Here is a 14618-nt window from a genome sequence, read left to right on the forward strand (position 1 = left end):
CGATGCCGTAACGTGATCTCGCAACCACGGCTGCACGTGCATCCGTAAGCGCGCGAGGGAGCTTCCCCAATGCATGAGTTCCGCAACGGAACGCCCGCCGGTCGCCTTCCCGCCGTCTGGCGCAAGAGCAGGCGGAGCAACCCCAACGGCAACTGCGTCGAGGTGGCCGATCTGCCCACGGGGGAGGTGGCGATGCGTAACTCGCGCTTCCCCGAGGGGCCCGCGCTGGTCTACACGCGGGATGAGATCACCGCGTTCGTGCTCGGCGCCAAGGACGGCGAGTTCGACGATCTGATCGTCTGAGCCCCGAGCCAGGCCAGGAGCCCCGAGCCAGGCCAGGAGCCCCGAGCCAGGCGTAGCGCCGGCCCAGAGGTAAAAGCCGGCCTCGAAGGTGCTGGCCTGGGGCGGGCGGCGGTCCCGGAAACCACTTCAGCCCGGCGTCACGGATGACGCCGGGCTGAACTGCGTGCTGGGGGCTGAGGTCTTTGCCTGATCAAGCAGTTGCCCCGACCGGGTTCACCGGAGCCTGGACTTGGCGGGCCAGGCTCCGGTTCATCGGGGCAACTGCATGATCACGCGGTGATCGCTGCCGGGTGGAGTCAGGCGGCGGAGATGCCGGCGCTGGCGGCGCGGCGCATGCGACGGCGACGCTCGGAAGCGCGCTCGTCCTCGTTCAGGCCACCCCACGTGCCGTACTTCTCCGGACGGGACAGCGCGTAGTCCAGGCACTCGTTGCGGACAGGGCACTGGGCGCAGATCGCCTTGGCCTTCCGCTCGCGCACGTCACGCTCGGGCTGCCGCTCCCCATCGGGGCCGAAGAAGAGCACGAGGTCCTCACCCCGGCACGCGGCATCATCCTGCCAACCCCAGCTGGGGCGCGGGCGGGCGAGCTGCCGACGTACCTGAGACATGAGAAAACCACCTTCGTGAGAGGTATTTCGGTAATTGAGCCGCATTGGACGTTTTCGGCGTCACTGTTCCAACGCAAAGGTGGGCCGTAGTGTTCCCGTGATCAGGTAAGGGCGGGCGTGGCGTACCGCACAGGCGTGAGCCTGTCCAGCGAAACCAGCCGGTAGGTGGTGATCTTCTCGGCGCAAGCCGTACCACACGGCGCTTGGAACACCGATGGCTCAACCACAACCTCGAACCGGACGTCGCCGCAGCGCACGATGGCTTCGGTGACGTCGCCGTCCGACCTGGAGGATTCCACGGCCACTGCGCCGACAGAACACTCTCCCGAATGGGTTCGGGCGAAGTGCTCGACGGCTTGCAATGGCTCAGGGATGCCTGCGCGTCCCCGGTAACGGTCGAGAATGATCTCGCCCGACCGGTACGCGTTAGCCGCTGCGATCGCAGCAGCCTGAGACATGCTGCCGTAGAAAATTCCGTGTGGCAAGCACACGAGGTTGGCGGCGTAGCGATCGCCGCCAACGTGTGATGTTTCCCATACTCTGTCCGGCCAGTTTTCGGCCAGGCTTCGAGCGATGGGCAGTCCAATGCGGGCGCAACACGCATTGCGCTTGGCGTGCGTGCAGACCAGAAATACCGGCTCGTCTTCAAGTATGCAGGACTCCGGGACCACTCCGGCCACCAGCGCGTCCAGGTCAAGATCCTCGGTACCTGCGACGACTCCGCTGGCCAGCCAGGGGTTGGGCCCCGTGGCGTACCCCACTAGCACACGCATGTCCTGCTCCTGCGGGCGGACCCGCCTGCCGGGTCGGCGGATGAGCTGGGGTCTGATCCCACGTTCTTGGGCGCGGCGCACGAGGTTCGAGATTCTTTCAGGAAGCTCGAAGGTTTCCAGATGTGACGGCCACGGCCCGTCGTACTCGACGAGTAGCCACAGCCGGGCCCCCACGGTGGCGCTGGCCAGATTCGGCACCCCGCCCGTGTGGCAGCCAACCGGATGCTCGCAGCCCCTGGTCAACGCCCTCCCCCTTACTTCCGAATTAGGTAAGACTAACCTAACGGTCAGAGGGATGTACGGGTTATCGGGTGAAAGCCGCCCTGGTGGCCGGCAGTGCCGCCGCCCGGTCCTCGGGGACGAGGCCGATCCTGGTCCTGCGGTCGAGGAGGTCGTCCGCGTCGAGAGCGCCCTCGTGGGTGACGGACCACAACAGCTCGCCCATGGTGATGCCGAGGCCGACCTCCTCGGGATGCGCCCGGACGAGCTCGTGCACGGCCGCCGCCTCGACGCCGTAGCGGGCGACCAGCCGCTCGGGCACGCGGCCCCGGCCCGCGCCCGCTCCGGTTCGGGGGGTCACGGTGCCGTGATCCCGGACGGCTCCGACAAGCGGGATCGAGCCGGTACGGCTCCGGCCCGCCGGGAGGTTCCCCGCCGAGATCGCTCGATCCACCGCGTCCTCCGCCATCCGCCGGTATGTCGTGAGCTTGCCGCCGACGACCGTGACGACCCCTCCGCCTGCGGTCCCTCCCTTCGTGGCCCCTTCGTCCGCGAACACGGCGTGCCTGCGCGAGACGTCGGCCGTCCGCCCGTCCGCCGCCAGGAGCGGCCTGAGTCCCGCGTAGGCGCCCGCGACGGCCTCGCGGGCCACCGGGACAGCCAGAACCGTGTTGAGCACGCTCAGGAGCGTCCTGATGTCCTCCTCGGGGACCTCGGGCACGTCGGGGACGGGGCCGTCGAGGGGCTCGTCGGTCAGGCCCACGTGCACGCGACCGTCGGCTTGGGGGAGTACGAGCGCGAAACGGTTGCTCTCTCCGGGAATCGGAATGTGCAGTCCGGACAGGAGGCCCGGCAGGGTGCCGGGGCGGAGCACGAGGTGCGTGCCGCGTGAGGGGCGCAGGCTCACCCGCGGGTCCAGCAGGCCCGCCCACACGCCCGCGGCGTTGATCACCGTCCTGGCCCGGATGCCGAACTCCGCGCCGGTCAGTTCGTCACGGACCTTGGCGCCCGCGCCGGTCAGCTCCAGGGCTCGGCACCGGGTCAGGATCCGGGCGCCGTACGCCGCCGCCGTCCTGGCTATGGCCACCACCAGCCGGGCGTCGTCGTACACGCGGCCGTCCCACGACAGCAGGCCGCCCCGCAGGCCGTCCTCGCTCAGCATGGGCGCGAGCGTGTGCGCCCGGGCGGCCGTCAGTCGGGACGGGCCGGGCAGCAGGCGGCGCGGCGTGCCGGCGGCGGCGCGCAGCGCGTCGCCGAGCCGGTAGCCGGTCATCAGCAGCTCCGCCCGGGACCTGGTGACCTCCGGCGTCAGCGGCAGCACGTACGGGTGCGCCTTGACCAGGTGCGGAGCCGTCCGCCGCAGCAGGACGCCGCGCTCGACCGCGCTCTCGCGGGCCACGCCCACCTGACCCCTGGCGAGGTAGCGGAGGCCGCCGTGAATGAGCTTGGAACTGAACCTCGACGTGCCGAAGGCCAGGTCGTGCGCGTCGATCGCCGCAACACTGAGTCCGCGCGAAGCGGCGTCGAGCGCCGCGCCGGCGCCTGTCGCGCCCAGGCCCACGACCAGCACGTCGACCGTCTCCTCCGCGACCACGGCCAGCTCGCGGGCCCGCCGCGCGGCGTTCAGCGAGCTGTCCACGGGGCGCGCGGCGTTCGGCGGGCTATGCAAGGTAGGCCTCCAGCAAAGTGGCGAGTTCGGCGTCGAGTTCGTCGAGCGTCACGGGGTCGAGCATGGTGGGCGCCGACAGCAGGAACGACTGCGCCACCAGCAGCACCGCCCTTGCCTTGCGGCGGTCGCCGACGGCGGCTTCGAGCACGCCGAGCACCGCCTCGTGGGTGGCGCCGCGCCGATCCAGCAGGTACGGCAGCAGCAGTTCCGGGTCTGCTTCCACGATCTTGCGCCAGAGCGGATGGCCACGCAGTCGCCGTACCCCATCGACGACGGCGGCGACCGGGTCCGACAGGTCGAGATCGGTGACGGCCAGCACCCACTCGCGCGTCATCAGGTCGGCGACCAGGCTCCCTACGTCGGGCCAGCGGCGATAGAGCGTCATCCGGGACACCCCCGCCCGCCGCGCCACGTCGGTGAGCGTGGTGCGCCGCACCCCGTAGGCGAGCACGCAGTCGCGGGCCGCGTCCAGCACGCCGTCATTGTGACGAATCGACGTCATATGTCACAGTGTAGACGTGCTGAACGAACCGATGCTGTGGTCGGGCTGGGGCGATCCCGCCAAGGCCCGCGAGCTGCCCCCGCAGATCCGTGAGCTGCTCCACGACCTGCTGGGCGTGCGCGAGCCGGCCGCTCCCGCCGCCTCGTTCGAGTCCGTACGGCTGGCCCCCGTCACGCTCTCACCCGCGCGGCTGGCCGCTCTGGCCGATGTCGTGGGCCACGAGCAGGTGCTGACCTCGCGCGCGGCCCGGATCCGGCACACGCGCGGCAAGTCGACCCCCGACCTGCTGCGGATGCGCGCGGGAGACGGCTCGGCCGCGCCCGACGCCGTACTGCTGCCCGGATCGCACCAGGAGGTCGCCGCGCTGCTGCGCCTGTGCGCCGCCGAGCGGATCGCGGTGGTGCCCTTCGGCGGCGGCACCTGCGTGGTGGGCGGGCTGGCGGCGTCCCGGTCCGGCTTCGCCGGGGTGGTGGCGCTGGACCTGGCCCGGCTCGACCGGCTCGTCTCGGTCGACGCCGAGTCGATGGTCGTCACCGCCGAGCCGGGGCTGCGGGCGCCCGAGGCCGAACGGCTGCTCGAACGGCACGGGCTGACCCTGGGGCATTTCCCGCAGTCGTACGAGTACGCCACGCTGGGCGGCTTCGCGGCGGCCCGGTCCAGCGGGCAGGCTTCGGCCGGTTACGGGCGCTTCGACGACATGGTGGTGGGTCTGACCGTCGCCACTCCCTCCGGCGACCTGGACCTGGGGCGCGCGCCCAAATCGGCCGCGGGGCCCGATCTGCGGCAGCTCCTGCTGGGGTCCGAGGGAGTGTTCGGGGTGATCACGGCGCTGCGGCTGCGGGTACGGCGGGTGCCTGGGCGGCGGGTGTACGAAGGGTGGCGGTTCGCGTCGTTCCGGGAGGGGACGGCCGCGCTGCGGGTGCTGGCGCAGGAAGGGCCGCTGCCGACGGTGCTGCGGCTTTCTGACGAGACGGAGACCATGATCGGGCTGGCCCGGCCGGACGACATCGGGGGCGGCTCCAGCAGCTGCCTGGTGATCGCGGGTTACGAGGGCCCGGCCGAGGAGCCGGCCGAAGGGCCGATCGAGGGGCCGGTCGAGCGGCCGACCGAGGGGCTGGGGACAGGTTCCCCTGCGACGTCGGTCGAGGGGCGCAGGGCCGGGGCCGGGGCGGTGCTGGCGCGGATGGGCGGGGTGCCGCTCGGGACCGAGCCCGGACGGGCGTGGGAGCACGGCCGGTTCTCGGCGCCGTACCTGCGCGACTCGCTGCTGGCCGCCGGCGCGACGGTGGAGACCATCGAGACGGCCGGGTTCTGGTCCGCGCTGCCGCGCCTGTACGACGCGGTACGGCTGGCCCTGCTCGGGGCGCTGGAGTCGCCGCTGGTCATGTGCCACATCTCGCACGTGTACGAGACCGGGGCCTCGCTGTACTTCACCGTCGTCACCGCGCAGAAGGGGGATCCGGTGGCGCAGTGGGAGCGGGCCAAGGAGGCGGTCAGCGCGGCCATCGTGGCGGCGGGCGGCACGATCTCGCACCACCACGGCGTGGGCCGCGACCACCGCGAGGCGTACGCGGCCGAGCTGGGACCCGTGGGCGTGGACATCCTGCGCGCCGTCAAGGCCCGGCTCGACCCCTCGGGCATCCTGAACCCGGGCATCCTGATCCCCTGAGACCGACCTCGGGCCGCGGCCCTCGAGCCTGGGGGCGGGGGCGGGGGCGGGGCGGGGGCGCGGGCCTGGACCTGGGCCTCGGGCCTCGGGCCTAGGCCGTGGTCTGGACCCGGGTAGGCCTGCTGGTCAGTCGGGTGGGTCGACCGATGCGGCTTCTGTCATGGCCGCCGCCGCTTCCCCATAGCGCTGCTGGGCCTCGTACACCTTCGACAGGCAGACCAGGGCGACGACCAGCGGCGCGCCACCCGCCGGACGGCAGAGCTCGACGGCCTCCTCGGCGTGCGGCAGCGCCTCCGCGGCCCGGCCGCGCTTGAGCAGTAGCCTGGCGGCGGCCAGCAGGCAGCGGGCGAGCAGCACCCCGTGCTCGCCGGGGTCCACGGCGGCCAGCTCCCGGCTGAGCCCGATCGCCTGGTGGACCCTGTTGAGCGCCCCACCACCCCAGCGCGACCGTCTGCCGGCGTACGCCAGCAGTCCCTCTACGGCGGCCACCCCCGCGGTGCCCCTCCGGGTGGCGTCGTCCGAACCGTTCCGGGCCATGGCAGCCCCCCTCGCGGCGACGAACCGCTTGCTTGGGGCGTGAGGCTACACCATCGCGAACCGAATGTGTTCTCAACGGCACGCTGCGTTCGGACGCGCTTCTGGAAGGGGGTGCGGCTTCGGGAAGATCGCGTAAAGATGGAGTCATGGTGGAAGTCGCGGCCGAGCGTGGAAAGCAGCTCTCCTCCCGGGTGTCGGAGGAAGGCGCGGGGTGGGCCTGTCAGCGGATCGGCACGTTCAACGACCTGAGACCCGACCACAAGGGGTTCACCTGGTTCAGCCCGCGCACGCTGTGGCACTCGCGCAACCAGATCGTCGCCGGGCTCTTCGGCGACCCGTCCGGGCGGGTGCGCCGCAGGTGGGTCGCCGAGCAGGAGGCCCGTGGCGCCGACCCGGACTTCCGCGTCAAGCCGGAGGTGGGGGAGAGCTTCAGCTTCCTGCTGCTCGGCGACACCGGCGAGGGCGACGCCTCCCAGTACGCGGTCGTGCCCGGCCTGCTCAAGGTGGGCGAAGACACCTCCTTCGCGGTCATCGCCAGCGACGTGCTCTATCCGGCCGGGTCCGGCAACGAGTACGAGAACAAGTTCTTCCGCCCGTACAAGGACTATGACGCGCCGATCTACGCGATCCCCGGCAACCACGACTGGTACGACGGGCTAGGCGGTTTCATGCGCGTGTTCTGCGACGCCCCGGCACTCGCGCCCAAGCGGGATGCCGGGTTACGCGGCCTGCTCTGGCGCAGGTCGGAGACGATCGACGAGCGGCTGCTGGCCGAGGCCCGCACCTTCAGGGAGCGTCCGGCACAGCGGGCCGCGCAGCCGGGACCGTACTGGGCGATCGAGACCCCCAGTCTGCTCATCGTGGGCGTCGACACCGGCATCCAGGGGGAGATCGACGCCCAGCAGACCGCATGGCTGCGGCGCACCTCCCTGGACCCACGCCCGAAGATCCTGGTCACCGGCAAGCCGATCTACACGCGCAACGACTACAAGCCGTCCCCGCTGGAGGGCGGCGGCACGATCGACGACATCATCCGCGCCCCAGAACACCGCTACGTGGCCGCCATCGGCGGCGACGTGCACAACTACCAGCGTTATCCCGTCAGGGTGGGCGACCGGGTGATCCAGTACATCGTCTCCGGGGGCGGGGGCGCGTTCATGCACGCCACCCACACCACCCGCCGGGTGGACGTGGCGGGCGTGCACGAGGACGACTTCAAGTGCTACCCCCTGCGCGGCGACTCGCTGTCCTTCTACAGCCAGCTCTACGCCAAGCGGCTCCGGATGAAGTGGATCTACCTCACCCCGGCCGAGGCCGCCTGCATCATGGCGGACCAGATCAAGAACACCCCGGTACGCCCCATCGAGAACCCCGTCAAGATCACTCGGCGGATGAGGTGGGCGGCCCGGCTGCTCGGGGCCTGGCCGATGCCGCTCCGGCTGCCCGTGGGCACGGTCTTCCACCGCTACCTCTCCGAGCTGTCCGACTGGGACACACCACCGTTCTTCAAGCAGTTCCTGCATCTTTCGGTCACGCCCGACCTGCTCACGGTGCGCTGCTTCGCCGCCACCGGCTGCCTGCCGCAGGAGGTGGATCCGCCGATGGAGGACGAGGTGCACATCAGTTTGTCGTAGTCACCTGGCACTCTGGACGGCGTGCACGTAGTGGTGACAGACGGGACGATCCTGCCGGTCGGTGGTCCGGCTCGCCGGGTCGACGACCTGGCGCGGGCCGTGGGTGAGCTCGAAGCCGAGCGGCCGCGCTGGGTCTGGGCGGACGCCCGCGAGATCTATCCGTCCCTGCTGTCCAAGGGCGTGCGGGTGTCGCGCTGCCACGACCTGACGCTCACCGAGGGGCTGCTGCTCGCGTACGAGGGACGATACGGTCAGCCGCGCTCGGCCAAGGCCGCCCACGCCAGGTTGCACGGCCTGCCGGTGCCCGACGATCGGCCCAGCGTGCCCGACACCCTGTTCGCCCCCGAGCCGCTCGGCGCTGAGGCGGTGGCGGAGGTGCTGGCCGACCAGTTGCGCCGGATCGAGGCGCTGCCGGAGCCGGGCCGGTTCCGGCTGCTGGTGGCGGCCGAGTCGGCGGGCGCGCTGATCGCCGCCGAGATGGGCCACGACGGCATGCCGTGGCGCCGGGACGTACACGACGCCCTGCTCACCGAGCTGCTCGGCCCGCGCCCGGTGCACGGCATGCGACCGGCCAAGCTCCAGGCGCTGGCCGACGAGGTGTCGGCGGCGTTCGGGCATCCGGTCAATCCCGATTCGGTGCAGCAGCTGATCAAGGCGTTCAAAGGGGCGGGCGTCGCGCTCAAGACCACCCGGTCGTGGGAGCTCAAGCAGCTCGACCACCCGGCGATCGCGCCTCTGCTCGCCTACAAGGAGCTGGCCAGGCTGTACAGCTTCCACGGATGGGTCTGGGCCGACCAGTGGGTGCGCGACGGGCGCTTCCGTGCCGAATACGTGGTGGCCGGCGTGGTGTCGGGGCGGTGGGCCACCGACGGTGGCGGCGCGCTGCAGATCCCCAAGGTGATGCGCCGTGTGGTGGTCGCCGACGACGGCTGGACGCTGATCGTGGCCGACGCCGCCCAGCTGGAGCCGCGGGTGCTGGCCGCGATGGCCGCCGACGGGGGGCTGGCGCGGGCGGCGGGCGAGATCGACCTGTACTCGGCGCTGGCCAAGTCGTTCGGCGGCGAGCGCGCCAACGCGAAGATCGCGATGCTGTCCGCCATGTACGGCGGCACCAGCGGTGACGCGTCCAAGCTGCTGGCGGTGATGCGGCAGCGCTTCCCCAAGGCCTACCAGTTCGTCGAGGACGCGGCCAAGGCGGGAGAGGAGGGGCGGCTGGTGCGCTCCTGGCTCGGCCGCACCAGCCCGCCGCCGTCCGAGGGGTGGAAGTCCCTCGTGTCGGGGCCCGAGGGGAGCAGGGCGATCCGGGACCGGGGGCGGTTCACCCGCAACTTCGTCGTCCAGGCCACCGCCGCCGAGTGGGCGCTGGTGCTGATGGCGGTGCTGCGGGGGCGGTTGTCCGGCCCGGCCAGACTGGTGTTCTTCCAGCACGACGAGATCATGGTGCACTGCCCGCTCGACCAGGCCGAAGAGGTGATGGCCGCGGTGACGGAGTCGGCCGCGGAGGCCAGCCGCCTGCTGTTCGGGGGGACGCCGGTGCGGTTCCCGATGGAGGCGGTCGCGGTCTCCTGCTATGCCGACGCGAAGTGACTCCGCCGGCGTCCGGTGGCGGCTGACCGTCCGGACGTCGGCGGGGGCTGACTCGGACGTCGGTGGCGGCTGATTTCGCGGGGCGTCAGGTGGCGGCTGATTCGGCGGGTGTCAGCGGGCCGCTGTTCACGTGGCGCCAGGTGATCGCCAGCCAGATTCCGGCGAGTGTCACCATCAGCCCCACCACCAGCCCGAGCACCCCGTACGACAGCCCGCCCACGATCGCGCCCGCGATGATCGTGCCGGTGGCGCCGCACACGTTCATCAGCAGGTCGGACAGGCCCTGCACGGCGGGCCGGCTGCCGACCGGGACCGACTCGCTGACCAGCGCCGACCCCGCCACCAGGCCGCACGACCAGCCGAGGCCGAGCAGCACCAGAGCGGTGGTCACCTGCCAGACGCGGTGCCCGGCCGTACCCGCCAGAACGGCGGCGCTGAGCAGCAGCGCCATGCCGAGCAGCAGCACCGGCACCTTGCCCGCCTTGTCGGCCAGCCAGCCCACCACCGGCGACATGACGTACATTCCGGCGATGTGCAGGCTGATCACCAGGCCGATGACGTCGAGGTTCGAGCCGTCGTGGTGGAGTTTGACCGGGGTCATCGACATGACCGACACCATCGCGGTGTGGCTGACCGCGATCATGACCAGAGCCTTGCGGGCCATGGGGGTGGTGCGCAGAGTCGTCCAGGCGTTCCTGATCGTCCGGTTCTGGCCGGCGGCGGGGGGTTGCGTGCCGTTCAGCCGGCGAGCCAGTTTGAGCGGGTCCGGGCGCAGGCCCACCAGGATGACGAGCAGCGCCAGCGCGAACGCCAGCGCCGCGAACGCGAACGGCCCGGCCTTCTCCCCGAGGCCCACGCTCATGCCGATCTGGTCGGCGGGCTTGGCCAGGTTCGGGCCGGCGACGGAGCCGATGGTGGCCGCCCAGACGACCAGCGACAGGTGCCTGGCGGCGTGTCCCGGCGGTGACAGATCGGTCGCCGAGTAGCGGGCCGCCAGGTTGCCCGCGCTGCCGCCGCCCACCAGGACCAGCCCGACCAGCAGCAGCGGCCAGTTGCCGAGGCTGATGGCGCCGACGGACAGCGCGCAGCCCGCCAGCGCGGCCACGTACGCCAGCGTCAGGCCCGTCCGCCGGCCGCCCCTGCCGGACGCCTTGGCGGTCGGCAGGGCCAGGAGGGCCGCGCCGAGTACGGTCGCGGTGCCCGCGAAGCCGCTGATCACGGTGGATCCGGAGAGCTCGTCGACGACGACGGAACTCAGGGCCAGGCCGACGGCGACGCCTACGCCGCCCACTATTTGCGCGGCGGACAGGATCACGAGAGTGCGCCGCTGGACGGCCCGGATCCGGTCAGGGGATGAAATGTCGGGCTTTATAGGGGCGCTGGTCACTTGTGAAGTCTCGCATAGCCCATGAGATCCCCCCAAAGGCCCAAATCGCCCCACGCAGCGTTATTCAACTACTTATGGCTGCTTTCGGGTGCTTGTCCGGGTGAGGCGGAGTTCTTCGCCGCGCCCGACTCGGAGATTCGCCGCCCGGCTCAAAGGTCGGCCGCCCGGTTCAGAGGACCGTCACCGGTTGAGAGGACCGTCACCGGTTGAGAGGACCGTCACCGGTTGAGAGGACCGTCACCGGTTGAGAGGACCGTCACCGGTTGAGAGGTTCGCCGTCCGGTTCAGAGGATCGTCACCGGATCCCCCTGTGTGATCCGGCCAGGGGCCTCCGGGATGAGGTTCATGCCGAACCAGACCTTGCCGTCCCACCTGCGGTGCCTGGCCAGGGTGCGGATGGGCTCCTTGCCCTTGGTGTAGGTGGCGGCGTCCACTGTGGTCAGCACGCATCGGTCACAGCCCTTGACCACCCGGAACTCCGTGTCGCCGATGCGGACGCGCCGCCATCCGTCCTCGGCGAAGGCGGCCGGTACGCCGTCCACGACCACGTTCGGCCGGAACCTGCCCATGGGCAGCGGCGCGGGCGGCTCCTCGCCGTACTCGACCGCCGTCTCCGCGATCCAGTCGTTGAGCCGGGCCAGCGAAGCCGTGGAGGTGAGCAGCAGCGGATAGGCGTCGGCCAGGCTGACCCGGTCGTCCGGCCGGCCGTACTCGGGATCGACGGGACGGCAGGTGGGGTCGTCCTGCCAGGCCAGCCGGACGGGGCGGTCGATCAGCGCGCTCAGCCACGCGGCCGCGTCGTCGCCGCAGTCGGTCAGCTCTATCGACGTCTTCCGCATGGTGATCGCCGAACGGCCGGAAGTGGGAGTGACCCGCAGCGGCGGTGCGTGCGGGCCGGTGAGCTTGAGCGTCTCGCCGTCCGGCTCCGGTAGGCACATCAGCAGCCGGGGAAGCTCGCGGGCGGTCAGCATCTCGCCGTGCTCGTCGACGATGAGGTAGCGCCGGTCACCGGCCAGGCCCCAGGGCTGCACCTCGGCCGCCGGTACCTCGTGCCCGGTTGTCGATTTGACGGGATAGATGTGGATGCTCGCCAACTTCATGCGGCGACCGTACCCCACACCCATCTGGCGGCGATCGGGGCGTCGAACGCGTGTCAGCCCTGTCCGGCCCCGCATCGTACCGGCCGCCACGGTCCGCTGAGCGCGAGGCGGCCAGGTGGTCACGTCTGGCGGAAGGTGTCGAAGAAGACCTTGCGGGTTTCGGCCTGGTCGTCCCACTTGAGTTCGGGCATGTTGAAGGTGATCTTGTACGCGTTGGTGTCGTCGATCGTGACGAAACGGGTCAGCGCGTGCATGGGGACGCCGTTGGCCAGGGTGTAGGTGTACTCCCAGTCGGCGGCCTTCCAGTCGCGATACCGCGTCGCCTGGAGCTGGACCTGGATGTAGCCGTCGACGCGGCCGGCCGCCTCCTCGCGGGTCAGTTCCGACAGGCCCCCGTCCTGTTGCGGGGTCGTCTGCTCGACGCGGGCCGTCATGCCGGAGTCCTTGGGCCCGGTGAAGGTGGCGTCGCCGCCTGACGCGGTCAGCTTCCAGCCGTCGGGGACGGCGGCGGAGAAGCCGGGCGGGGTCTGCTCGCTGAAGCCCTTGGGCACGGTCGCCGTCAGGGGATCGGCGGCGGGTGCCGACGACTCCTCGACGGTGGGCGCCATGCTTGGCACCGGCGCGGGTGCGGTGCCCGTGCGGACGTACAGGACGACGGCCACCATCGCGCCGATGGCCGCGATGGCCGTGACGATCAGGCGCGGGGTGGGGCGGCCGTCGCGGAGCCAGCCGCCCTCATCGTCGTCCTCGAGCCTGCGCCTGCTCTTGGTCAGGCGCTCCGAGGTGGCACTGGGCAGCTTGGTGAGGCGGTCGTGGGTCAGGTCGCGCGACAGGTCGATGGCCTGGTCGCGCAGGTGGTCCGGCGAGGCCAGCGGCCAGGGGGTGGCGCGGCTGTCGCTGGTCAGGGGCAGGATCGGCTGCGGGCCCGACGGGCTCGGGGAGCCCGCACGCGATTCCGGGATCCGGCGCGGCCCCGAAGGGCTCCCGAACGCCCCGCTGTCAGATGCCCGGTGCGATCCCGACGGCCCGCCGAACGACGGCGGCGCACCGAGCGGCCCGCTGGACGGGAAGCCCGGAGACGATGGTGGCCCACCCGCTGGGAAGCCCGGCGACGACGGGGGCCCACCCGCTGGGAAGCCTGGCGACGACGGGGGCCCGCCGGCCGGGAAGCCTGGCGACGACGGTGGCCCACCTGCTGGGAAGCCCGGGGACGACGGCGGCCCACTCGCCGGGAAGCTGCCTGACGGGTAGCTGCCCGGAAGGGGGCGTACCAAGGGCGGTCCGGCCGAGTCGCTCAACGACGGGTGCGGGCCCGTCGGCGGGCGCTCCCCGGCCTCCGGTGTCCGGTGTGACCCCGACGGGCTGGTGAACGCCTCGAACCCGTCCGCCCGAGGCAGTGAGGGCAGTGAGGGCAGCGCGTCCGTGCTGTGGCTGCCCGACGGGCTCGACATCCCCTCGTAGGGCATGGAGTACCCGCCCGACGGGCTGTTCAGCGGGTCGTACGGGACGCGTACCGGCCCCGAGGGTGTCTCCACGATCCGCGACGGCAGCGGCCCGGACAGCGAGTCGAACGGCGGCAGCAACCCGGCGGGCGTCGAGTCCGCCTGCGTGGGCAGGGACCGCGAGGTCTCGGCGGGTCGCGGGCGGGTCGAGCCGTGGGCGTGCAGGATCCGCTCCAGCATCTCGCCGACCTGCTCGGCGGTGAGACGCTCGGTCGGGTTCTTGCGCAGCAGGCCCTCGATCACCGGCGCCAGCGCGCCCGCCCGCTGCGGCGTGACCGGGTCCTGCGTGAGGACCGCGCCCAGCACCGCGATCGGGTCCGGCCCCTCGTACGGCGGGCGCCCCTCCACCGCCGCGTACATCGTCGCCCCGAACGACCACAGGTCGGCCGCCTGGGTGATCGATTGCCCGGACAGCCGCTCCGGCGGGATGTAGGCGGGCGAGCCCATGAGCAGCCCGGTCTGCGTGATCGTGACGTCGCCCTCGATCGCGGCGATGCCGAAGTCGGTCAGCACCACGCGGTCGGAGGTGAGCAGGACGTTGCCCGGTTTGATGTCACGGTGCAGGATCCCGGCCGCGTGCGCGTGCCGGACCGCGTCGAGCACGCGGATGCCGATCTCGGCGGCCTGGATCACCGGAAGGGGTCCGCTCTGCCGGACAGCCTGCTCCAGGGACCACGCCCGGACCAGTTCCATGACGATCCACGGCCGGCCGTCTTCCTCGACCACGTCGTGCACGGTCACGATGCCGGGGTGCGTCAGTCGCGCGGCGGATCTGGCCTCGCGCAGCATGCGCCGGTGGGCCACCTGCTTGCCCGCGTGGTCGAGTCCGTACGGCAGGATCAGCTCCTTGACCGCCACGTCGCGAGCGAGCAGCACGTCATGCGCGTGCCACACCATCCCCATGCCGCCGCGGCCGACCGGTGACATCAACCGGTAGCGCCTGCCGATCAAACGACCCTGGCTCTGTGAAGCGTTTCCCTCCGCACCGGGCCCGCTGAGCAAGCGGTCGGCTGCCATGTTCCCGCCCCAATCTCCAGCCTCATCGGTCACAAGCGTCGCGCCGCCATACGTCAAGATTATGAGCGTTGGCCACGATATAGGCAGGTCATTCCCAAGGGAACCACAACT

General features: G+C 71.5%; 12 protein-coding genes. 4 read left to right on the plus strand and 8 right to left on the minus strand.

The features are described from left to right. Positions 1–69 precede the first annotated feature (69 nt). Positions 70–303, plus strand: coding sequence for a DUF397 domain-containing protein (locus AB0H88_RS08290; RefSeq protein WP_225289364.1), 234 nt, complete (start codon positions 70–72; stop codon positions 301–303). Between the two features lie 296 nt (positions 304–599). On the opposite strand, the gene AB0H88_RS08295 is transcribed toward AB0H88_RS08290, so the two are convergent. The 4 genes from AB0H88_RS08295 to AB0H88_RS08310 all read right to left on the minus strand — a co-directional run bounded on the left by AB0H88_RS08295 (position 600) and on the right by AB0H88_RS08310 (position 4074). After that, positions 600–911, minus strand: coding sequence for a WhiB family transcriptional regulator (locus AB0H88_RS08295; protein WP_080036407.1), 312 nt, complete (start codon positions 909–911; stop codon positions 600–602). A 101-nt stretch (positions 912–1012) separates the two neighbouring features. Beyond that, positions 1013–1882, minus strand: a complete 870-nt coding sequence (locus AB0H88_RS08300) for a sucrase ferredoxin (protein WP_357642597.1) — start codon at positions 1880–1882, stop codon at positions 1013–1015. A gap of 106 nt (positions 1883–1988) precedes the next feature. After that, entirely contained in the window at positions 1989–3572 is a 1584-nt protein-coding gene (locus tag AB0H88_RS08305; protein WP_357642598.1) for a glycerol-3-phosphate dehydrogenase/oxidase, read from the minus strand. After that, positions 3565–4074: a helix-turn-helix domain-containing protein gene (locus AB0H88_RS08310; protein WP_357642599.1), complete on the minus strand. Its 510-nt coding sequence runs from the start codon at positions 4072–4074 to the stop codon at positions 3565–3567. Before AB0H88_RS08310 ends, AB0H88_RS08305 begins: the two co-directional genes overlap by 8 nt. 31 nt (positions 4075–4105) lie before the next feature. Between AB0H88_RS08310 and AB0H88_RS08315 the strand changes: the two genes are divergently transcribed. Further along, positions 4106–5743, plus strand: coding sequence for an FAD-binding oxidoreductase (locus tag AB0H88_RS08315; RefSeq protein ID WP_357643151.1), 1638 nt, complete (start codon positions 4106–4108; stop codon positions 5741–5743). Between the two features lie 126 nt (positions 5744–5869). Here AB0H88_RS08315 and AB0H88_RS08320 read toward each other — a convergent pair whose 3' ends face one another. After that, positions 5870–6280: a hypothetical protein gene (locus AB0H88_RS08320; protein WP_357642600.1), complete on the minus strand. Its 411-nt coding sequence runs from the start codon at positions 6278–6280 to the stop codon at positions 5870–5872. A gap of 146 nt (positions 6281–6426) precedes the next feature. On the opposite strand from AB0H88_RS08320, the gene AB0H88_RS08325 reads away from it, so the two are divergent. After that, positions 6427–7914 carry a metallophosphoesterase gene (locus tag AB0H88_RS08325; protein WP_357642601.1) on the plus strand — a complete coding sequence of 496 codons (1488 nt, stop codon included), beginning with the start codon at positions 6427–6429 and terminating at the stop codon, positions 7912–7914. A gap of 21 nt (positions 7915–7935) precedes the next feature. Beyond that, positions 7936–9501: a bifunctional 3'-5' exonuclease/DNA polymerase gene (locus AB0H88_RS08330; RefSeq protein ID WP_357642602.1), complete on the plus strand. Its 1566-nt coding sequence runs from the start codon at positions 7936–7938 to the stop codon at positions 9499–9501. 85 nt (positions 9502–9586) lie between these two features. On the opposite strand, the gene AB0H88_RS08335 is transcribed toward AB0H88_RS08330, so the two are convergent. The 3 genes from AB0H88_RS08335 to AB0H88_RS08345 all read right to left on the minus strand — a co-directional run bounded on the left by AB0H88_RS08335 (position 9587) and on the right by AB0H88_RS08345 (position 14507). Further along, positions 9587–10888 (minus strand): MFS transporter, encoded by a 1302-nt coding sequence (locus AB0H88_RS08335; RefSeq protein ID WP_357642603.1) that lies wholly within the window; start codon positions 10886–10888, stop codon positions 9587–9589. A 284-nt stretch (positions 10889–11172) separates the two neighbouring features. Then, complete coding sequence (locus AB0H88_RS08340) at positions 11173–11988, minus strand: MOSC N-terminal beta barrel domain-containing protein (protein WP_357642604.1); 816 nt, start codon at positions 11986–11988, stop codon at positions 11173–11175. 119 nt (positions 11989–12107) lie between these two features. After that, positions 12108–14507, minus strand: coding sequence for a protein kinase (locus AB0H88_RS08345; protein WP_357642605.1), 2400 nt, complete (start codon positions 14505–14507; stop codon positions 12108–12110). Positions 14508–14618 lie beyond the last annotated feature (111 nt).

The sequence above is a fragment of the Nonomuraea sp. NPDC050680 genome (assembly GCF_040654555.1).
In the GTDB taxonomy this organism is placed as follows: domain Bacteria; phylum Actinomycetota; class Actinomycetes; order Streptosporangiales; family Streptosporangiaceae; genus Nonomuraea.